Origin of the sequence: Oryzicola mucosus, assembly GCF_014534685.1 — a bacterium.
Classification (GTDB): domain Bacteria; phylum Pseudomonadota; class Alphaproteobacteria; order Rhizobiales; family Rhizobiaceae; genus Oryzicola; species Oryzicola mucosus.
This window is the reverse complement of record NZ_JACVVX010000008.1, coordinates 1-21,237: the sequence shown is the minus strand read 5'-3', so window position 1 is coordinate 21,237 and position 21,237 is coordinate 1. Positions and strand designations below refer to the sequence as shown.

Below are 21,237 nucleotides of genomic sequence, written 5' to 3'. Positions count from 1 at the left end.
ACTCAGAAGGAGAAATACAATGAATGTGCCCTCTATTGTGAACATGTACTTTGACGCCGACAGCCGCAATGATGCCGATGCGCTGTTGAAAACATTTGCGGTCGAAGCGGCGGTCGAGGACGAAAAAGCGCGCCATCAAGGCGGTGTTGCAATCCGTGAATGGTGGTTGGCTGCGAAGAACGCTACCCATTACAGCATAGAACCCGTGGAATCCGCGTTGGACGGCCACAAGGTACTCGTCCGGGCAAGGGTGAGCGGCCAGTTTCCCGGTAGCCCGGTGATGCTCACCCACGCCTTCACCATCAAGGACGACAGGATCGTCAGGCTGGAGATCCGTCCATGACCGACTTTCTCACCCTGAGGGGCAAACGGGCCCTCATTACGGCTGGAACCAAGGGTGCCGGCGCTGCGACCGTCAGCCTGTTTCGGGAGCTCGGCGCAGAGGTGCTGACAACCGCTCGGGCCCGTCCGGAAAGCCTGTCGGAAGAGCTGTTTGTCGAGGCGGACCTGACCACGGAAGAGGGATGTGCAATCGTCGTAGAGGCCACGCGGCGGCGCCTTGGCGGCTTAGACGTCATCGTCCACATGCTGGGTGGCTCTTCGGCGGCCGGAGGTGGATTTTCTGCACTGTCGGAAGACGACTGGCATAAGGAGCTGTCGCTCAACCTCTTTCCAGCCGTTCGCCTGGATCGGCAACTGGTTCCGGACATGGTCGCTCAAGGAAACGGTGTGGTGGTGCATGTAACATCTATCCAGAGAGTCCTGCCGCTTCCGGAATCGACGACGGCCTATGCTGCGGCCAAGGCAGCGCTTTCGACCTACAGCAAGGCGATGTCGAAGGAAGTTTCGCCCAAAGGTGTTCGTGTCGTTCGGGTGTCGCCAGGCTGGATCGAAACGCAAGCTTCGGTGCACCTTGCAGAGCGCTTGGCCAAGCAGGCCGGAACAGACCTTGAGGGAGGCAAAAAGATCATCATGGACGGGCTGGGCGGCATTCCGCTGGGGCGTCCGGCAAAGCCGGAAGAGGTCGCAAACCTGATTGCCTTCCTCGCGTCCGACCGGGCTGCTTCGATCACTGGTGTCGAATATACGATCGACGGAGGGACAGTGCCAACAGCCTAGGCGCCGACATGCGCGGAAAATCAGATCGGCGCGTCCCACCCGCCGATCTGCGAATAGATCGCGTTGCGCAGATGACGCACGTCGCGGTTCAGAGCGGCCAAGTCCTGCGGTGTCTGGGTCGAGGCAGCGAGCAAGGTGTCACTGAGACAGCCTGCCCTATGCTGCAAGGCTCGGCCTTCGTCGGTCAACGCAATCAACACTTGGCGCTCGTTGCTCAGGTTTCTCGTCCGACGCAGCAGGCCGGATACTTCGAGGCGCTTTAGAAGCGGCGTCAGGGTGCTGGATTCCAGGGCAAGGGCGTGGGCGACGGCGCCTACAGTCTGCTCATCCTTGCTCCACAGCACGTTGAGCACGAGATACTGAGGGTACGTGAGGCCCAGTTCGTCGAGAAGGGGCTTGTAAGCACGCTGGACTGCAATTGCGGCAGTGTAAATCGCGTAGCACAGTTGGTCGTGCAGTGGAGGCGGGTCGTTATGGCGTTCGGTCATTGTGAGCTCCTGTCGGTCTCCATATAGCCTATGCAATGGCGAAATTAAATATCGCGATAAGAATTATCTTGACGGAGGCTAAAAAGCCTGACACCCTAAACATATTGCGATAACAGTTATCGCAATTGAAAAGGAGATGTACATGACACGCAAGACCACGACCACCGTAGTCGCAATTACTGCTGCAGCCTCAATGTCCGCCGCCGCGGTGCCGGCGAACTCTGCCGATACCATTCCTCAAGACCAGTCCGTCAGAAATGTTGTACTCGTCCACGGTGCCTTTGCGGACGGTTCGGGCTGGAGGGGTGTTTATGAAAATCTCTCACGGCGCGGCTATCGCGTCACCATTGTGCAGAACCCGCTGACCTCTCTGGCAGACGACGTTGCCGCCACCAAGCGGGCGCTGGAGCGACAGGATGGTCCGGTCATTCTCGTCGGACATTCCTGGGGCGGCACGGTTATCACGGAAGCTGGCGTCGATACAAAGGTCGCAGGCCTCGTCTATGTCTCTGCTCTCTCCCCGGATGCCGGCGAAACAACAGCTCAACAATACGAAGGATTTGCTCCCGCCACGGAATTCGTCATCGAGACGACGAAGGATGGTTTTGGATATGTCAGCCCGGCAAAGTTCAAGGCTGGCTTTGCTCATGACGTTGGCGATGCGGATGTTGCGTTGATGAGGGATGCACAGGTCCCGATCAACATGTCGGCGTTCGGCACGAAGCTGGAAAATGCTGCATGGCGCACCAAGCCGAGCTGGGCCGTCATCGCCACCGAAGACAAAGCATTCGACCAGGCCATGCTGATCCACATGGCAGAGCGCATCAAGGCGAAGATCACCAAGGTTTCCGCAAGCCACGCCCTCTTCATGACACAGCCCAAGGTCATCGCCGATACCATTGATCAGGCCGCCAGGGCCGTCTCGGCAAAGAAGCGGTGATGGACCCCCGCGTCATCGGGACGGTCCGCACTGTCCCGATGACCACGAACGAGGTTCATTAAGCCAGGCGCGTCAGCAGTAAAGCGAGCACGTAAAGCCCACAGGATCCTTGAGCGGGAATTCGTGCGCGTCTTCGCCCCTAGCAATTTTGCAATGTTCCTCAATCCATTCATAGAGGTAGTGATGTGAAGCTGAATAGTCATGACCAAAACGCACCCGGAAATATGGCTCCTCCGCAGCAAGAGATCGGCAATGTTATCGACTTCATCGTCTGCGCCGCCGGGTCCAGCGGCTCGGCTGTCGCGCGCCGCTGGCAGACAATGGAAACACAAGTGTCCTGCTGCTCGAAGCAGGCGGGGACGATGCAGTCGAGATCGTTACAAACCTCGGTCTGGTCGCGTCCGACGTCGAGACCAACGATTTCGGAACGGCGCAGGCCACCGGCAAAGCCAACCAGCAGCATGACGTGGTCGCGAAGGCTGCCCGATCGAGCGTTTCCAACATGGCGATCAGATCTTCCGGCAGCACTGCCTCCTTCTGTTGTCGAGGGGAGGCGGCTTGCGTTTTACAATGCCGGCCATGACGGTCGCGATACGCCGGTCTTTCGGGTCCAGTGGCTGGCCGTGCTGTGCAAAATTCCCCGTCAGGCAGGAGAGGCGCCTCTCGACCGTCGAGTCTAAATTAGGTTTCTTCTCGCCAGTCGCCATGCCGGAAGCGCAGGCGGTGATGTAGAGCCGGCGATTAGCGGGTCAGGTGGAAGCATCTCGACGCCCTGCCGTCGGCACCAGCTGGCAAAGTGGCTCAGTCCGATCCGTAGGCACGTGGCGTGTTCGCCGAGCTCGCCACTTCCACATAGCCACGTCCGATCTGCAAGTGTCTCCAGATTTCCGGAAGCAGCTCGGTTTCGGACGTTGCGACAGCAGGGGAAGGGAAGGCGTCTCCGGGTCGGCTTGCTCCGAGACGCGGCACATTCAATGATGAGGTCGATGATATCGGGCAAACGTCTGCGGCGTTCGCCTCCGGGCTTGCCGACGAGCGCGCGCCCAAAACTCTATCCTGCGCCCCCGTGCTGTGGGATGGTCCAGAGGGTCGATCGACGTGTTTTTTGGCTTCTGCTCGACGGTTTGAGCTATTTCTTATACAAAGAATAAAACGTCCGATAATGCAAGATTATCGGGCGTTTTGTTTTGCCGACAGGCTGTGCGGTTTGGTTAATAAAATGTGGCACAAACCGCTCGCATGGTTAATACTGAGTTGCATGGACGATATCACCTCAGTCACAGAACGCGCCTCATTGTGGTCGCCCCGTCTGCCCGTCTGGGCGCAGGCACGCGGCGGCGACCGCAACGAAGCAGACGCTGCCTTCGCCGCCGGTATCGCCGTGAAATCTCTCGATGATTTGGTCCGCGCCGCCCCACCTTGGATCGGCTGCTGGCGCTCGCGACAGGCCCTGAAATCAGCCGCTACAGCCGTGCGGCTGAGCGGTCGCAAGGAGGACGAACACGCATTGCGTGATGCGGCTTTGCTCACCGCCGCTGGCGACGATCCGGGGCCTGCCGGCAATACCTTCCTGGCGATTGAGCGGCTGGTGGCAAAAAGGGAACCTCTCACTCCAGCATTTCTGGCCGAGCTGGCCAAACGGCTCTCGCTGCGATGGGACGAACCTCTTGCTGCCACCGTCATCGACCGGACCAACGAAGCTCTGCAGTCGGGTCGCGCTGTGCCGTTTGCCGCAGCCGATCTGGTTACTGCGATCTGTTCCGAGCGTGCGGATGTCGAAACGCTGGCCTGGGGTCTTGCCGACTGGCTGATTGCGACACGGCTGAAATGGCAAAAATCCGTGCCGTTGTTACTGGCAGAGCGCTACGGCCCGGCCTTCAAGGCAAGTGGGGGCAGGGAACGCGTTCGGCCGGGCGAGCCAGGCTTTCCACGCGCCGTTTGCCTCGCTCTGGTCGACAGCGCCGACGCTGGCTTGCTCTCCGCAGCAGAGATCCAACGGCGGGCCGACCGGCTTCTGGAAGTAGCGCCAAAGCTCCGCACCAAAGGTGCCGAGGCTGTTGTCCGCAAACTGCTCGACGAGGACGCCGTTGCAGCTTCCGCGTCCGGTGCCAACCTCTCGCGCTGGGCCAGCACGCGGCTGTTCGAGCGGCTGGAAAGTTTTGGCGCCGTGCGTGAGCTTTCGGGCCGGTCCTCCTTCCGGATATTTGGATTGTGACAATGACGGGGCTTACGACAGCGGGTCGCTCTAACTCCCGCTGGATGTGCCGAACCTGCTCTGTTCGACAGCCCCGCCTGTTTCCGAACAGGTTTGCCGGGCTTATCAAGACCTGGGGAAGCATCACTTCTACGTCGGGACCTAGAACTAGCCGTCGGCTGGTGGCCATGACGATTGATCAAGCGGTAACTCCTAAGCCGCTTCCCAAACCTGATTGAGGATTTTCGCCGCAAGGGCAGCTTTGTCCTGAGGCAGGAACCGCCCGTAGTGCTGCTGCACGACATCCGGCGTGTCCTGGATGGCATAGCTGGCCTGTTCGTATGAGCCGGTCTGCTTCAGGATGTGAGTGGCCAGAATATCTCGAATGTTGTGCGGTCCATGTGTCGTTTGGCACTTAATCGTAAGAATGCGGCCGTTCCAGCCAATGATGGCACAGGCTCGCTCCATCAAATCCCGCCTCCGGCAGCGGTGGCGAACTTCATTGTCTCTTACTTGGCTGGATCCTAAGAGGCAGATCGACACGCAGTACAATGTCAAACTGCGGGATGTCGTATGGTGCCCAGCTTCGACGCGTTCCCAGGTAAACTTTCAGCGTCGGCGGTAGCCGTCAGGTGCAAAGGCTTGACAACCCGCCGCGACAATCTAGGCACACCTGTCTGCGGCATATCTACTGCGTGCAGCGTCAAGATCACCCCGGGTCGGCCAACAATGGAGCAAAGGCTGCTGTGCTTGAGTGAAACCAAAGCCTGTTGACACAAGCGCCCAGTACAGTAATGTACGCAAGGTGCTGGACTGCACCCACCAAGGGGAAGGTATTGCAATGAAAACCTTATCCATTCTCGCTGCGGCTCTTCTTCTGGCAGGAGCAGCATCCGCCCGGACACAAGAACTCGTCGTTGGCAGCCAGGGTGATCCCTCTCTCGACCCGCATTACATGTACATCGGCACCAACGTTGCCTTCTGGCGTCACATCTACGGCAGCCTGACCATGCACGACGAAGAGGGGCGGATAGGGCCCAGTCTGGCCGAATCCTACAAGCTTGTCGACGATCATACCTGGGAGTTCCGGCTGCGAGACGATGTGAAGTTCGAAGATGGCTCGACTTTGTCCGCCGAAGACGTTGTGTATTCACTCAACCGCGTTAAGTCGCTTCCTGGCAACCCGAGCCCGTACACGGTCCGCCTCGAATCCATCACAAAATTCGAGGCGGTTGGGCCATCCACCGTTCGCATTACGACGGACGCTCCTAACCCGTATGTTCCGGACAACCTCAGCCAGGTTGCCATCGTACCGCAGAAGGCCACCGATGGAAAATCGACCGGCGACTTTACGTCGGAAGCTGGGATTGGTGAGTACGGCCCATATCGGGTCAGCAGCTTTTCCCCCGGCGACCGCCTCGTTCTCGAGCGTAATGAGGACTATTGGGGCGAGAAGCCCCATTGGAAGCGTGTTACGTTTCGCATCATGCCAAACGACGCCTCGCGCGTCGCTGCCTTGCTTGCAAAGGATGTCGATCTGATCGACTTCGTGCCACCAAGCGACGTAAAAAGGTTGCTCGAAACTCCCGACGTCGCTGTGCACGACGGGCCGAGTACACGCATGATAGTTCTGCAGTTGAACTTTCGCGACGGAAAGGTAGGCGCGCTGACCGATGCGAGTGGACGCCCACTAGAGCAGAATCCCCTTAAGGATTTGCGTGTCCGACAGGCGATATCCAAGGCTGTCGACAGGAAGGCGATCGTCGAGCGCATCATGAATGGGGCTGCAGACGTAGCAACGCAGGTCGCGATGCCTGGGATGGAGGGCTATGATTCCGACCTCACGATGGAGGCCGCGGATCCGAACGGTGCCAGGGTGTTGCTCGCGGAAGCCGGCTATCCGGAAGGATTCGGCATAAGCATCGCCTGTTCAAACAACCGCTATCCGAATGATGCGCGCGTCTGCCAGGCTGTGGGGCAGATGCTAGCCCGGGCTGGGTTGCAACCAAAGGTCGAGACGCAGCCTATGAGCGTCCTGCTGAAGGCAATGCAGGGAGGCGACTTCGGCTTGGCCATGCTCGGTATGGGTGCGCAGGGAACGCGTCCGCAGACGCTAGGGCACATAGTGCATTCCGTCGACCGCGATGCTGGTTACGGCGGCTACAATTTCGGCGGCTACGTCAATCCTGCGCTGGACAAGAACATCGCTGATGCCGTCGTGACCCTTGACGGGGATCAGCGTGACCAACTGATGCGCGAAGCCGTCAAACGCACTGCGGAAGAGGTGGTGGTGCTTCCGCTGTACTTTCAGAGAGTGCTGACAGCGAGTCGAGCGGACCTGACATATACGACGGACCCCACGGAAGAGACGCTGACTTGGCGTGCGAAACCCGCATCCAAATGAGGTTCCGGCCTCGCGCCTGCTCCGTTTTGATAATGCGATGACGTGTTTCCGACGGCATGGGCGCACGCATGTCGAAACGGGTGCCGTAGCTGCTGTTCAACGCCGAGTCTCATTCCAGCGAGAGTAAGAAATGGTCTCCTATCTTCTACGAAGGCTCCCGCAGGCCGCACTGACCATGCTCGTGATGTCAGTGGTCGTGTTCGTAGGCGTGTTCGCAATTGGCAATCCCGTCGACATCCTAATTAGCCCGCAAGCAACTGCTACTGAACGAGACAACGCGATCCGGGCACTGGGCCTCGATCTACCGATCTGGCAGCAATACTGGAGCTTCCTGGTTAACCTGTTTCAGGGTGACGTCGGCCGGTCTTTCGTGTTCAACGTGTCGGCCCTGCATCTCATCATGGAGCGTCTACCCGCGACGCTTGAACTTGCACTTGCGTCGACCCTTCTCGGTCTCGTGATCGGCATGCCATTTGGGCTGTATGCCGGGCTTGCGCCGAATTCGCGGGTCTCAACCTCTATTATGGCAGGATCAATCCTCGGCTTCTCGCTGCCCAGCTTTTGGGTCGGTATCGTGATGATCATGCTGTTTTCCGTCCATCTTGGCTGGTTGCCGTCAGGTGGCCGCGGCGATACCGTGTACTGGTTAGGCGCACGTTGGTCATTCCTGACTACGGACGGTCTTGCCCACATGGCCATGCCTGTATTGAACCTCGCCTTGTTCCAAATCAGCATGGTGATCAGGTTGACTAGAGCGGGAGTGCGCGAAGTTATCCTGTCTGACTACGTCAAATTCGCCCGGGCAAAGGGTCTGACGGAGACGCGTATAATACTCGTCCATGTTCTGAAGAACATCCTGATCCCCGTTATCACGGTCGTCGGCCTGAACCTGGGCACCGTGATCGCATTTGCTGTGGTCACCGAGACCATCTTCTCTTGGCCTGGGATGGGGAAGCTAATCATCGACAGCATCAACGTTCTCGATCGTCCGGTGATCGTGGCCTATCTAATGCTCATGGTGCTGATGTTCGTCGTCATCAACTTGCTCGTCGACCTGGCGTACATGGTGCTTGATCCGCGAGTGCGTCTGGAAAGCAGGTAATGGCCACAAGTGTTCATAGTCCAAAGCCTGAAATTCGCAAGCGCGGGGAACAGACGCCTTTCCGTCGTTTCGTGTCCGATTTCATCGTCAGTAGATTGGCGGTTTTGGGGCTCTTCGTGCTTGGCTTGGTAGTGCTGATAGCCATATTCGCCCCGCTGTTGGCGCCCCAGAATCCCTACGATCTCGCGCAACTCGACATCTTGGATGGCATGCTGCAACCCGGCACCGTCGGCGGCGGGGGCTACCCGTACTGGCTCGGAACGGACGAGCAAGGCCGCGACATGCTGTCAGCAATCTTCTTTGGTTTGCGCATCAGCCTGTTCGTCGGCTTGGGCTCTGCAATCCTTGCGTTCGTGATCGGCGCTACCCTGGGACTGACAGCTGCATACTTCGGTGGTAAGGTCGACGCGGCTATCATGAGATGGGTCGATCTCCAGCTCTCCTTCCCGGCAATATTGGTGGCGCTGCTCATCCTGTCGCTCCTCGGACGAGGGGTGTTGAATGTCATGCTCGCGCTGGTGATTGTGGAATGGGCGTACTACGCGCGAACCGCGCGGGCCGCGGCGTTGGTTGAGCGTGGACGCGAGTATATCGAGGCGGCTCAGTGCCTGGCGTTGCCGACAAGCAGGATCGTGTATAGACACCTACTGCCGAACTGTCTCCCCCCTCTGATCGTCATCGGAACCATGCAGGTCGCCAGCGCGATCGCGCTCGAGGCGACGCTTTCCTTCCTTGGTCTCGGCGTTCCGGTCACGGAGCCATCGCTTGGCCTGCTCATTTCCAACGGGTATCAGTTTATGCTCTCAGGCAACTATTGGGTCAGCTTCTATCCAGGTGTCGCGCTGCTCGTCACCATCGTGGCGATCAATTTAGTTGGCGATCAATTGAGAGATGTCCTCAATCCTCGGCTGAAGACCTAGCTCCGTGGCGACCCCAATGACCATTGAGGTGCGCGACCTCAGCACCCATTTCCGCCTCTCTGCCGGAACGATAAAGGCCGTCGACGGCGTGTCCCTTTCTGTGCGGCGCGGCCAGATTCTCGGACTGGTGGGCGAGAGCGGGTCCGGCAAGACCGTGACTGGCTTTTCCATCATGCGCCTGGTCGAGTCTCCTGGCTTCATTGCAGGTGGAAACATCCTGTTCCAGGGCACTGACCTGGCGCGCATATCGGAGGAGGAGATGCGCCGCCTCCGAGGCAATCGTATCGCGATGATCTTCCAAGATCCGATGATGACGCTTAACCCGGTCCTCCGCATCGACACGCAGATGGTGGAGACCATCCGCGCCCACGAGAAGACCAGCCGCGAAGAGGCGCTCCGGCGCGCCCGCGATGCCTTGGGTATGGTCGGCATACCCAGTCCGGAGGAAAGGCTGAAAGCCTATCCTCATCAATTTTCCGGAGGCATGCGTCAGCGAGTGGCTATCGCCATCGCATTCCTGCATAAGCCGGATTTAATCATCGCGGACGAGCCCACCACCGCTCTCGACGTGACGATCCAGGGGCAGATCCTTGCTGAGGTGCAGAAACTCACAAGCAAGTTCGGAACCAGCCTGATCTGGATCAGCCATGACCTGTCAGTGGTGGCGGCGTTGGCGGATGAGATCGCGGTCATGTACGCCGGAAGGCTGGTGGAACAGGGCAAGGTGGGCGAGGTCCTCGATCATCCATTGCACCCTTACACGAAGGGCCTGATCGACAGTGTGCCGAACCGCAACAGGCGCGGCGCGGCGCTCAACCAAATCAAAGGTATGACGCCGTCACTGGCCGATCTGCCGGAAGGCTGCTCGTTTCGCACCCGCTGCCCACGTGAGGCCGAAATCTGCAAGCAGGTTCCGCTCACGCGAGAATGGCTGCATGATCATACGGCACGCTGCCATCGTCCTTATCATCCGACGGAGGATTTCACATGAGCCATGTTCCTATGGTGGAAATCCTCAACGTTTCCAAGCGCTTCGGGAAGGCGCCGACTTTCGGCGACCGGCTCGCCAGACGTTTCGGCGGGTACAGGCCGCAGAAAACGGTCCATGCCATCGACGGCGTAGACCTCGGGATCGCGAAAGGGCAGATTCTAGGTCTCGTGGGTGAATCCGGCTGCGGAAAGTCGACGCTCGGCCGGATCGTTGCGGGTATCATACCTCCTACCGAGGGAGTAGTGCGCTGGCACGGCGACAATGCCAACCGCCCTTCTCAAGTAGAAGTCCGCAGGGCGAAACCTGGCATCCAGATGATCTTCCAGGACCCGATGTCGTCGCTCAACCCGCGCATGCGGGTAGCCGAAATCGTCGGCGAAGCGCCGTTGGTTCACGGTCTTGTCCCGAGACGAGATATCAATGCCTATGTCGACGAGCAACTCGTCCGGGCAGGCCTCGATCCGGCCTACAAGAAACGCTATCCGCATCAGTTTTCTGGCGGCCAACGCCAACGCATCAGCATCGCTCGGGCGTTGGCGGTTCAACCGGAATTCCTCGTATGCGATGAATCGGTCGCGGCGCTCGACGTGTCGATCCAGGCGCAGGTAATAAATCTGTTCATGAAGCTGCGGGACGAGCTGAATCTCACTTATCTTTTCATCAGCCACGATCTGGGCGTAGTCGAACATCTGAGCGACCGCGTAGCAATCATGTATCTGGGAAGAATCGTCGAAGAGGCCCCGACGGAAGAGATTTTCGCTATGGCCAACCATCCCTATACGCAGTCCCTGTTGGCAGCTGTGCCCCGAATCGAGAACCGAAAGTCCTCCTTCGCGGTCGTGAAGGGTGAGATACCATCGCCGTTCAGTCCACCCACGGGATGCCATTTTCATCCCCGCTGCCCGCATGCGTTCGCACGATGCAGAAGCGAACGTCCGGCCATCAGGCAGATCGCTGCCAGTCACTTCAGCGCATGCCATCTCAATGATGGCTCAGCCTGAGCCGGACCGTTCCATGCTGAGTTCGAAGTTGGCTTCGCAGATGCTTGGGTTCGGGCGGTACGTACCAGTACACTACAGAACTGTAAGTACTGTCGCAGTTCGTCTGTTAAATCGCCGGAAAGTTCAGGGAGAGAGAAAGAGATGATCACTTTCGAAAATGCACGTGTCTTCGACGGCGTTGCGGCCGAACCATTGGATGGTGCTACCGTTGTCATTGAGGGCGGCACCATCAAAGAAGTGTCGGATCGACGCAGAGGAGGCTCTGGAGAGCGCATCGATCTTGCGGGTCGTACGCTTATGCCCGGTCTCATCGACCTCCACACGCACCCTTGGATTTCCGAGCTCAACCTGGGCCGAGTAAGCCGCCAACGGACGGAATATCTCTCTGTGTATGCCGCGGGATGGATGCGTCGTGCGCTTGACCGGGGCTTCACGACGATCCGAGACGCTGGCGGCACCGATCCGAGTTTCGCTTTAGCGATTGAAAAGGGTTTCATTCCCGCGCCGCGCCTTTTCCCGTCCGGGCGAATGATGTCGCAGACCGGTGGACATACTGACTGGCGTGAGGCGAATGAAGCCGACCGCGGTGTAGGCAATGCGATGGATGACGGCATGACCCGTTTCACAGCGGTGGTCGATGGTCCCGATGCCATGCGTCACGCGGTCCGCGAGGAGCTTCGGCGCGGTGCGACGCAGATCAAGCTCATGCTGTCAGGGGGCGTCGCCTCTCCAACCGATCCCCTGGAGCGAGTGCAGTTTTCAGATGAAGAGATCCGCGTCGCGGTTGAAGAAGTCACGCGCCGTGGGACGTACTGCTTCGCACACTGCATCCCTCTGAATTCGATCCAGAAGGCTCTTGAAATGGGCATCAGAACGATCGAGCACGGAATATTCATCGATGACCAGACAGCACGAGCAGTGGCTGGCTCTGCCGACACCTACGTCGTTCCGACGCTTGCTGTTACGAGTGCCTTCAGCAGGCAGGGGCGGGCGCTCGGTTTGCCAGAGGCAAGCCTAGAGAAGCTGGGTGGTGTCCATGACGTAGCGATGGGAAGTCTTGAGATCATGAAGCGCGCAGGCGTGAAGATGGGCTATGGGACGGATTTGCTGGGGCCCCTCGAAGACCAGCAGCTTATCGAGTTCGAACTCAGGGCGGACGTATTGTCGGCTCATGAGATCCTGGTTTCGGCCACAAGCCTCGCAGCGGAGATTCTCGGACAGAATGGGCGGTTGGGTGTCGTAGCTCCGGGGGCGGTCGCCGATTTGATCGTGGTCGATGGAGACCCTCTCGCCAACGTACGGATCATGAATCAAGGGGGGCGCAATATCCCGATGATAATGCAAGCCGGCGTCTTCCATCGGCGTGAGCACTGACACGACTAGTCGAGGCAAGCGCGATTTCAATTGTGCAACAATACCTTCTCGTTTAGCAAAAGGCTCGTGAACGAGGAGGCTTAGTCGTTGCAGGCTGCGGCGCAGGCAGAAACTGTGACGCGGACCTTCCGCGGGCTTGGGGCCCTAGGAATAGCGCTTTGGAGTGGAGGATGAAGGTCGACGGTCAGGGTCAATTCTGGGTCATGAGGGTCTTCAAGGCCTCCATGTCAGTCTGTTCTGGCTGAACGCCGGTGAACGTGACGAGATAGGACGGAACATGCGAAAAGCGCTCCCGGGCCGTCTCCCTAGGCTGCAGTGTGAAGTGTCCGATCTGCGTATAGTACAGTACCCTGGCCCTGGTGTTCGCCTCCTCGAGTGGGTAATCGAAACGATGAAACATGCGGGTGAGTGCTTCGACGCGCTGGCTGTCGGCTTCATCTACGATCTTTCGGATGCGTGCTTCACGCCGGGCCCAAAATCGTACCGCGTTATCCAGGTCCGGATCAAATCGGGTGCGGTCGACCCAGCACTCGAAGACGTTGCAGACTGCTTTGTTGATCGTTTTTGCCGGGCGCATCGCACCTTCGATGATCGGCCCGGTGTTTCGCCGCAGCCAAAAGTCCAGAAGCTGGTTTTGAAGATCCGGAATGCTCTCGAAAAACCAGTAAAAGCTCGATCGGGAAACGCCGAGCGTCTTGGCCATTACCTGAACCTTGACCTGATCTATGCCTTCCGCGACGAGAGTTTCCACCGCCAGGTTCAACCAGTCTTCCTTAGTGGAGCGTCCGGTTTCCTCAAGCGCTGTACCAGTCGTTGCCCGGTCTACTGACATCACGACATCTCCCGCCAACTGTTCTCATACCTAAGTGGCCTGTACATTTTTGTCCACATCCACGGGGCGCGGTTGTCTTGCCTCAGCACATTTTCGCTGCCGAGACGGGTGGCCATCGCGAAGGAGTCGTCAAGCCGCCATGAGACACGGGTGTAGAACGCCACACTCCAGGCGCGAACGTCAAGTCGACTGGCTGTCTGCCATACCTTAGCGAGACCGCGTGACCAGTCGATCCCTCGCGGTTCGATCCTAACAGTTTGTGTTATTCGTCCGTCGAAGGCGGAAGGGCCTTCGTGCGAACGGCTTTCTGCCAGGGTACCAATGGCCGGACCACGATGTTGGTGTTCGACCATGGCTTGTCGGTAGCGAGAGCTGGGCACTCGTGTAGCGGCTTATCGAGATCGAGACCTCTTGGACTCTGGCGATGCTGGAGCTTCCTATCGAACGCCGGATTTCTCGGTCGTGGCCCAACGCGGACCGAGTAGCGTTGATAACGGACGAAATGGGGTAGCCGAAACGCGCGACGGTCTTGCGCTGTTTGCCCACCTCACCGAACTTGCTGCCCAGCAACGGCCGATGCCGCATCATCGCCGGTGGCCTCAGCAGGCTTGTCGCCCCGTCTGACGAATCTTGTAGCCGGAACCATCTTAGAATATCGCTGTAGACATATGTGTCCATAAAAGCTAAGCCTGTTACTGTACTTGACCTGCGGCTAAGTCGCAGTTCGAACGGATGGGTCGCCGACAAATCGGCTGCTCAACCACATAGGAAGTGCGGGCGGGTCGGAGGAGCATCCTCGGCCGAACGTGCTCCATACGTGCGGATGGAATTTGGAGCGGATAGGACTCCCATGGTCCAGAAGACACTCAGGCTCAGCCTGATGCTGAAACTGATAGGTGAGACCGATACGAGCTCGTGGTTCTCGCTCGCTACTTGCCCAGCGGCCATAAAACCATCCCGTTCTCCTAAGAACAAAGGCCGCCCACGATGACGAGACATTACTCGGCCCTGTCCGTGTTCAAGGAAGGCCTGAACAGCCAGAAGGGTTGGCAGAAGGCCTGGCGATCCCCTGAGCCGAAGAAGCGCTACGACGTAATTGTCGTCGGGGGTGGCGGCCATGGACTGGCAACGGCATATTATCTCGCGAAGAACCATGGCATCCGAAACGTCGCAGTGATCGAACGCGGATGGATCGGCGGCGGCAATACCGGGCGCAACACCACTGTGGTCCGTTCGAACTACTTCTTCCCGCAAAGCGTTGCGCTCTATGACCTCTCCTTGAAACTCTTTGAAAAGCTCTCGAGTGAGCTCAACTACAACATCATGCTTTCGCAGCGGGGCATGCTGAGTCTCGCCCACTCGATGCCTGAGATGGAGATGGCTGCCCGTAGCGCTAACGCGATGCAAATTAATGGCGTCGACGCGGAGCTTCTGTCCCGGGATCAAGTGCGGGAGCTCCTGCCGCTGTACAACTTCTCTAAGGAGTCACGTTATCCGGTGCACGGAGCGGTGATCCAGCGCCGTGCGGGAACAGCTCGCCACGATGCCGTAGCCTGGGGATACGCTCGGGCGGCTGACCGCTTTGGCGTCGACATCATCCAGAACTGCGAGGTGCAGGATTTCATTCAGAACGGCGGTATCTGCTGCGGCGTGCGGACCACCAAGGGAGAAATCCTGGCGGATCGGGTCGGAGTAGCGGTGGCCGGTCACTCCTCACAGATGGCGGAGAGGGCCGGATTCCGGCTACCCGTTGTCTCCTACGCGCTTCAGGCATGCGTCAGCGAACCTGTCAAGCCGGCCCTCGACACCGTTGTCCTTTCCCCCGCGACGGGAACCTATGTGAGCCAGTCGGACAAGGGTGAGATGGTCGTCGGCGGAGGTCTCGACAGGATTCCATCATACAGCCAGCGGGGAAACTTGCCTGTCCTAGAGACGGCGATTGCAGGCCTTCTGGAGATGTTCCCCAGCTTCCGGCAGCTTAAGCTCATGCGCCAGTGGTCCGGCATCGTAGATGTCGTTCCTGACAGCTCACCGATCCTGGACGAGACGCCTCTTCCGGGCCTGTTCATCAATTGCGGGTGGGGAACGGGCGGCTTCAAGGCGATTCCGGCCGGAGGAACACTGCTGGCCCATCTTCTGGCCACCGGAAGGCATCACGACATCAGCCGTCCGTTTGGCCTGGACCGCTTTTCAAGTGGCCGTCTAATCGATGAAGCCGCCGGTTCCGGCATCACACACTGAGGTGAAGGCCATGCAACTTTTCCCATGTCCGTTTTGTGGCCCTCGGAGCGAAGCCGAATTCCACTTCGGGGGAGATGCCGGAAACGTCCGCCCGGACGAAGATGAGGTGAGCGCGGACCGGTGGTCCTCGTATCTCTACATGCGTCACAATCAGAAGGGTATGTCACCTAGTATCTGGATGCATATGACCTGCGGAGAATTATTCCAACTTGACCGGGATACGCTCACGCATTCCGTTGCCGGGTCGAAGGCGCTCACGGAAGGAGGCCACCGTTGACCTCCTTCCGTACACTGCAGCCCGCAAATTCACTCACTGAGAAGGTCGTCCGGTTCACCTTCGATGGTCAGCGTCTGGAAGGCCTTGAAGGCGACACGATCGCCTCTGCGCTGCTGGCCTCAGACGTTTCGATCGTTGGCCGCAGTTTCAAATACCACCGTCCAAGAGGGCTTTGGGGTGTCGGCGTAGAAGAGCCCAACGCCTTTGTTGACGTCTCCGGGACCCGCTCCCTCGTGAACGCTCGGGCAACGACGGAGATGCTGGTCGACGGCATGGACGTTCGGAGCGTGAACGCCAGCCCGTCAGCTGCCCGCGATCGCCATTCCTTCGTCGATCGGTTTGCACGCTTCATTCCATCCGCCTTCTACTATAAGACTTTCATGTGGCCGAACTGGCACCTGTTTGAGCCGCACATTCGCAAAATGGCCGGACTGGGTGTGATTGACCCCATTGCAACCTATCCGCAGCCAGCTGATCAGATCAACGAGACATGCGATTTGCTGGTCGTGGGGGGAGGCCCGGCGGGCCTTTTATCGGCACTGATCGCTGCCAGGTCGGGCAGATCCGTAGTCCTCTGTGACGATGGTCTAGAGCTTGGCGGCTCTTTGCTGCATCACCGGGCCATGATCGATGGAGTTGATGGATTCGAGTGGGTCCGACGGTGCAGACAGGAGCTGCACACGCTCGGAGCAAAGGTTCTGACCCGCACGACCGCTTTTGGCATCTATGACCACAATCTGGTCGGCCTTAATGAACGAAGGCCCGTCGGGGCTGACCGCCTATGGCGCGTGCGTCCTTCGGCAGTCTTCCTCGCGACAGGTGCCATCGAAAGACCGCTTCCTTTTGCGAATAACGATCTTCCGGGGATCATGTCGGCAGAGGCCGGGCTGGCCTATCTGCGCCGCTTCGGGGCCGCGGCTGGAAAACGCATCGTCGTGGCAACGAACAACAGCATGACAAAGGAGGTAGCGGAAGCTTTTGCGCCGATCGCAGACGTTCGAGAGGTGGACTACCGCAGAGGTGTCCGCATTGTCGGGGCGCATGGTGGGTCCAGGGTTGATGCCGTAGAACTTTCAAATGGCTCGGTGATCCAGGCAGACGCCGTACTTGTGTCAGGGGGCTTCACGCCGACCATCCATCTCTTTTGTCAGGCACGCGGAAAGCTAAAATGGGATGATAAATTGCTCGTCTTCCGCGCGGGAGAAGACGTGCCGAACGTTTCGATCATCGGTGCTGCAGATGCCAACTTTGGGCTCGGCGAAGTATTTGAGAGCGCCGGAAATGCGCTGAGAAAGATTGGTTGCGAAGCTCCTGCGATGCCGCGGCTTGAAGGACATTCTTCGAGCTTTGAAATTGTCGAGACTTGGCCCAAGCCGAAGATGGAGGGGCGGGTCTGGATCGACTTGCAGCACGATGTCACGACCAAGGACATCGAGCTGGCGGCGCGGGAGAATTTCGTGTCCGTGGAGCATCTAAAGCGCTATACGACCCTGGGTATGGCCACCGATCAGGGCAAGACCTCCAACTTGGCCGGCTTGGCGTTGATGGCAGAACTGACGGGAAGGACGGTGCCGGAAGTAGGAACGACAACCTATCGCCCGCCGTTCACGCCGGTGCCGTTCGGTTCGTTTGCCGGCGCGCGCGGCGGCGTTCTTCTTAATCCTCCTCGGCGCCTTGTGCTGGAGAACCTACACCGGGACGATGGTGCTCATTTGCGCGAATATGGCGGATGGCTTCGTCCAGCCTGGTACGGCGACGAAGCCGAGGAGAGGGCGGTTCAACGGGAGGCGATGCAGGCGCGCAAATCCGTCGCTCTTTTCGACGGCTCCCCGCTTGGGAAGATCGAAGTGATGGGTCCTCAGGCGGCAGAGTTCATGGACTTCATCTACTACAATACGATGTCCACACTCAAGCCGGGCCGCTGCCGATATGGCTTCATCTTGAGAGAGTCGGGGATCGTCTATGACGACGGCGTACTCGTCCGCCTCGAAGAGAACCGATTCATCGTGTCGTGTTCATCTTCTCACGTGCCCGGCGTGTATGCGATGCTCGAAGAGTGGCGGCAGGACCGTTTCGACCGCCGGCGTCTCTACATCCACAACGCCACTGCGCAGACGGCGACTCTCACCGTTTCCGGGCCACGCTCAAAGGTTCTGCTCGACGCGGTTGGCCTTGGTATTTCGTTCGATGACGCGTCCCTACCGCACATGGCGACTGGCTGGGGATCATTCGATGGGACTCAGGTCCGCGTCACCAGGGTGAGCTTCACGGGAGACAGGTCCTACGAGCTGTCGATCAGAGCAGACCGGGCGGAAGCTCTGTGGTCACGTCTCAAGCATATTGGTCAAAGTCATAACGCGGTTCTGATGGGCCTCGAGGCGCTTATGACCCTCCGTGCGGAGAAAGGATTTATCGTCACCGGCAAGGACAGCGATGGCATGACCCTACCCATGGATTTAGGTTCGTCAGCCCCATTGTCCAAGAAAAAGGTAGACTACCTGGGAAAGAGATCACTGTTCACTGAAGAAGCCCAGCGTCCGGACCGAACTCAGTTGGTCGGCCTCGAAGTCATCGATGGCGGAGGTCGCTTTCCGACCGGCGCACATGGCGTGCTAAAGACGGGGAGCGGCAAGCGAAGCCTCGGCTATGTCACGTCCAGCTACCATAGCCCGACCCTCGGAAGGCCGATCGCCCTTGGCCTCATTGAAAGAGGGGCGGCGAGGCATGGCGAGGTCATCGATGTGCAACATCTCGGCGAGATGAGGCAGGCCCGTATCGCTCCGCCGTGCGCTTTCGATCCGGAAGGAGAGCGTCTCAATGCATGATGAGGAACGGAAATGGTCTCGATTGCCTGGAGGTGAGCTTCGTCTCGCTACACCCGGCCTCGCAATCCGCAGCATTATCGGCCTTTCCCAGTCCATGATAAGCGGTGATTTGGCATTGGCGACGATGAAATTCGGCGTGGATGCCCGTGGCGTGGGCACGGGAGGGCTTGCGTTCGGTGGGCGATATTCCGTACGGCTCGCGCGGGACAGGATGTTGATTGTAACCGGGGATCGCGTCCTGCCGGAACAAGGTTGGCGTGACGGCGGCTATGCGCTGACTGAAATGAGCGCTGCACTTGCAGTGTTCGAGATCCGAGGGACTTCGGCGAACGAAGTTATAAAGCGAGGTACGGACTTACCCGTCGATGGTGGCAGCCCTTCCGCCGCTTTGGTGTTCGCGGGTGTGAATGCGATTCTGTACAGGTTCGAAGATGCCCTACGGCTCCACGTCGACAGAGGACATGCAGCTTTCCTGTGGCAATGGCTTGGAGTTGCGGCCGAATTCGATGCGGGTGAGAGCGATGGCGGGAAAGGTAGACAGGCAGGGCGCAACGCGCTTGCTGGACCCGCCGAATGACCAATATACGCGCTGGCGTCCTCGATCATTCGCTTTCTGCGGTGTCGCCGGCGGCAATCGGGCCGGAGCCTGTCAGGCTCTCGCGGGGTTCCAGAGAGATGGTGGTGATTGGAGGTTGAAGAACACGTCGTTCCTTCCGGCTCTCTTCACAGGCGTCACGATCGCTCTCTACCCAGACGTTGATGGCTTAGGGGGCTGTGCCTCGGAAAGCAGTATCACGTATACAATCTGGATCCTCCTAACGTGGAGCCTGCTGTGGTGCGTGGTGTATCTTCCCAGGACGCTAACCTAGCACGCATGGCTCATGTTGCAGCCATCGCAATGCGTACGGACACAAATTGCTTGTCTGCCGTTTGCAGCTTTGTTTCTGAGAGCATCGCATCTTTGGAAGAGGGAGTTTATAGCCCCTTCGCTACTGGGAGGGGCGAGTTCTGGCAGACAGCTTGTTTCCATCGGGATCCCGAAGATAAGCGACGAACGAACCATTCGGACGCTGCGAGGGTGGCGTCTCAATAGGCGTGCCGCCATTTTCAGTACCAGCGACGTGCCACGCTGAGACCTTTTCGGGACTTGTAGCAAGAATGCCGATTGTCCCACCGTTGGCCGCAGTCGCGGGCTTGCCATCGATGGGCTTCGTGATCATGAGCCGACTGCCCTCGTGGACATAGATCAATCTGCCCCTTGCGTCGGCCTCACCAGCATTTCCTCCCAACGCTTTGAACGTGGCATCATAGAACTTTCGCGACCGGTCCAAATCATTGCTCCCGATCATGACATGGGTAAACATTTCATCTCCGATTATGGCGTGCTAGCGGCAGATCAGCATCCTCGCGTTGACGCTTGATCGAATAGGACTTTTACAGACCGTACGCTGGAGCCGGACTTCGTGAAAGGGAAAACAGCGTAATGAAGTGACCAGAATGACGCGGACTGCGGCGCGAAATGCAGTCCACAAGTTGGAAGATGGCGGTATTCCTATTCGGGAAATCGACATGTACACGCGAACGTTGCTATTTTTGATCTTCGACAGGAACATCCGGATATGCGCAACGTCAACTTTGCGCCTCCATGCCTGCCGTTCAGACGGTTGTATCGGTCGCTCAAAAGCGGACATTCGACTGTGTACCGCGAAGTGCTATGTTAACGCCGTATGCCTGGTTTCGGAGTTCCGATCATCGCCACTGAACTCGTAGGCTCAAAGCTATTGACCGCAATATGTCGCTAGGCTCAGAATCTATTAATTTGGATTGGGATGTGAATCACGGTCTCTGTTGATGAGGCCGTGATTCACATCTCAATCGGAATTAGTAGGTTCCATCCTAGAGGCAGGTTGCTGCTATGGTAGTGTGTTGAGAGTTCTGCAAATTCGCTGAGAGGGGCGGTCATGGCAGGCTGGTGATGTTCAACGTCACCTGATTCCCGCGAAGGAACGCCACCATGACCAAGACTGAAGGTATGACCGCCAGCACCGCCGTCAAAGACATTCTGCTCCAGAACCCGGATGGGCTTCGCGATGTGATCCACGCGGTGATGCAGGAGGTTCTGGAGGCCGAGATGGATGAGGCGCTGGGTGCGTCGAAGGGTGAGCGCACGCCGGAACGGCTCGGCTATCGGTCGGGCTATTACGGCCGCACGCTGGTCACCCGCGTCGGCAAGCTGGAGCTCAGGGTTCCTCAGGACCGGGCGGGCCGCTTCTCGACCGAGCTGTTCGAGCGCTACCAGCGATCAGAGAGGGCCTTGGTCGCGACACTGGCGGAGATGTATGTTCAGGGCGTCTCGACCCGCAAGGTCAAGGCGATCACGGAAGAACTGTGCGGCCACGCCTTCTTGGCCTCGTCGATCTCGGCCATCAACAAGCGCCTGGACGAGAGCCTGAAGGCATTTGCCGAACGACCGCTTCAGGAGCCCTTTCCCTATCTCATCCTCGATGCGCGCTACGAGAAGGTTCGCGA

At 58.6% G+C, this 21,237-nt stretch carries 18 protein-coding genes and 3 pseudogenes; 16 read left to right on the top strand and 5 right to left on the bottom strand.

All coding sequences use genetic code 11. From position 1 onward, the window contains the following. Positions 1–19 precede the first annotated feature (19 nt). Entirely contained in the window at positions 20–343 is a 324-nt protein-coding gene (locus ICI42_RS19815) for a nuclear transport factor 2 family protein (RefSeq protein ID WP_188166346.1), read from the top strand. Next, positions 340–1,119 (top strand): SDR family oxidoreductase, encoded by a 780-nt coding sequence (locus ICI42_RS19810; protein WP_188166345.1) that lies wholly within the window; start codon positions 340–342, stop codon positions 1,117–1,119. Before ICI42_RS19815 ends, ICI42_RS19810 begins: the two co-directional genes overlap by 4 nt. Positions 1,120–1,139: 20 nt before the next feature. On the opposite strand, the gene ICI42_RS19805 is transcribed toward ICI42_RS19810, so the two are convergent. Beyond that, a complete protein-coding gene (locus tag ICI42_RS19805; protein WP_188166344.1) occupies positions 1,140–1,607 on the bottom strand; it encodes a MarR family winged helix-turn-helix transcriptional regulator in 468 nt (155 codons plus the stop codon). Between the two features lie 142 nt (positions 1,608–1,749). Between ICI42_RS19805 and ICI42_RS19800 the strand changes: the two genes are divergently transcribed. Then, entirely contained in the window at positions 1,750–2,547 is a 798-nt protein-coding gene (locus ICI42_RS19800; RefSeq protein ID WP_188166343.1) for an alpha/beta fold hydrolase, read from the top strand. Positions 2,548–2,732: 185 nt separating this feature from the next. Continuing rightward, positions 2,733–2,932: pseudogene (locus ICI42_RS24180) on the top strand (GMC family oxidoreductase); the annotation flags it as partial. Here ICI42_RS24180 and ICI42_RS19795 read toward each other — a convergent pair. Then, positions 2,933–3,430, bottom strand: a pseudogene (locus ICI42_RS19795) (integrase); the annotation flags it as partial. 375 nt (positions 3,431–3,805) lie between these two features. Here ICI42_RS19795 and ICI42_RS19790 point away from each other — a divergent pair. Further along, positions 3,806–4,762 (top strand): DUF1403 family protein, encoded by a 957-nt coding sequence (locus ICI42_RS19790; RefSeq protein ID WP_230980456.1) that lies wholly within the window; start codon positions 3,806–3,808, stop codon positions 4,760–4,762. Between the two features lie 192 nt (positions 4,763–4,954). On the opposite strand, the pseudogene ICI42_RS19785 reads toward ICI42_RS19790, so the two are convergent. Continuing rightward, positions 4,955–5,161, bottom strand: a pseudogene (locus tag ICI42_RS19785) (hypothetical protein); the annotation flags it as partial. Between the two features lie 421 nt (positions 5,162–5,582). Between ICI42_RS19785 and ICI42_RS19780 the strand changes: the two are divergent. From ICI42_RS19780 to ICI42_RS19755, 6 genes are all read left to right on the top strand, one after another. Next, positions 5,583–7,145 carry an ABC transporter substrate-binding protein gene (locus tag ICI42_RS19780; protein WP_188166342.1) on the top strand — a complete coding sequence of 521 codons (1,563 nt, stop codon included), beginning with the start codon at positions 5,583–5,585 and terminating at the stop codon, positions 7,143–7,145. Between the two features lie 130 nt (positions 7,146–7,275). Then, positions 7,276–8,247, top strand: coding sequence for an ABC transporter permease (locus ICI42_RS19775; RefSeq protein WP_188166341.1), 972 nt, complete (start codon positions 7,276–7,278; stop codon positions 8,245–8,247). Further along, the gene (locus tag ICI42_RS19770) at positions 8,247–9,167 is read left to right on the top strand and encodes an ABC transporter permease (RefSeq protein WP_188166340.1); all 921 of its coding nucleotides are present in this window, start codon (positions 8,247–8,249) and stop codon (positions 9,165–9,167) included. Before ICI42_RS19775 ends, ICI42_RS19770 begins: the two co-directional genes overlap by 1 nt. A 16-nt stretch (positions 9,168–9,183) precedes the next feature. Continuing rightward, on the top strand, positions 9,184–10,158 hold the full coding sequence (locus ICI42_RS19765) for an ABC transporter ATP-binding protein (protein WP_188166339.1): 975 nt from the start codon (positions 9,184–9,186) through the stop codon (positions 10,156–10,158). 11 nt (positions 10,159–10,169) lie between these two features. Then, entirely contained in the window at positions 10,170–11,159 is a 990-nt protein-coding gene (locus tag ICI42_RS19760) for an ABC transporter ATP-binding protein (protein ID WP_407945191.1), read from the top strand. 141 nt (positions 11,160–11,300) lie between these two features. Next, entirely contained in the window at positions 11,301–12,533 is a 1,233-nt protein-coding gene (locus ICI42_RS19755) for a metal-dependent hydrolase family protein (protein ID WP_188166337.1), read from the top strand. A 190-nt stretch (positions 12,534–12,723) separates the two neighbouring features. On the opposite strand, the gene ICI42_RS19750 is transcribed toward ICI42_RS19755, so the two are convergent. Next, positions 12,724–13,365, bottom strand: coding sequence for a TetR/AcrR family transcriptional regulator (locus ICI42_RS19750; protein ID WP_188166336.1), 642 nt, complete (start codon positions 13,363–13,365; stop codon positions 12,724–12,726). A 987-nt stretch (positions 13,366–14,352) separates the two neighbouring features. On the opposite strand from ICI42_RS19750, the gene ICI42_RS19745 reads away from it, so the two are divergent. Genes ICI42_RS19745 through ICI42_RS19730 form a run of 4 tightly spaced genes read left to right on the top strand, consistent with a single transcriptional unit; the run spans position 14,353 to position 19,285 of the window. Then, on the top strand, positions 14,353–15,606 hold the full coding sequence (locus tag ICI42_RS19745; protein WP_188166335.1) for a sarcosine oxidase subunit beta family protein: 1,254 nt from the start codon (positions 14,353–14,355) through the stop codon (positions 15,604–15,606). Then, positions 15,575–15,883: a sarcosine oxidase subunit delta gene (locus ICI42_RS19740; RefSeq protein ID WP_330999206.1), complete on the top strand. Its 309-nt coding sequence runs from the start codon at positions 15,575–15,577 to the stop codon at positions 15,881–15,883. Before ICI42_RS19745 ends, ICI42_RS19740 begins: the two co-directional genes overlap by 32 nt. Next, positions 15,880–18,708, top strand: coding sequence for a 2Fe-2S iron-sulfur cluster-binding protein (locus ICI42_RS19735; protein WP_188166333.1), 2,829 nt, complete (start codon positions 15,880–15,882; stop codon positions 18,706–18,708). The genes ICI42_RS19740 and ICI42_RS19735 overlap by 4 nt, the downstream gene beginning before the upstream one ends. Continuing rightward, positions 18,701–19,285: a hypothetical protein gene (locus tag ICI42_RS19730; RefSeq protein ID WP_188166332.1), complete on the top strand. Its 585-nt coding sequence runs from the start codon at positions 18,701–18,703 to the stop codon at positions 19,283–19,285. Before ICI42_RS19735 ends, ICI42_RS19730 begins: the two co-directional genes overlap by 8 nt. A gap of 412 nt (positions 19,286–19,697) precedes the next feature. Here the strand turns inward: ICI42_RS19730 and ICI42_RS19725 are convergent, their stop codons facing one another. Further along, on the bottom strand, positions 19,698–20,072 hold the full coding sequence (locus ICI42_RS19725) for a VOC family protein (RefSeq protein ID WP_188166331.1): 375 nt from the start codon (positions 20,070–20,072) through the stop codon (positions 19,698–19,700). 650 nt (positions 20,073–20,722) lie between these two features. On the opposite strand from ICI42_RS19725, the gene ICI42_RS19720 reads away from it, so the two are divergent. Then, on the top strand, positions 20,723–21,237 hold a 515-nt coding region (locus ICI42_RS19720), incomplete at its 3' end, for a transposase (RefSeq protein ID WP_188166330.1).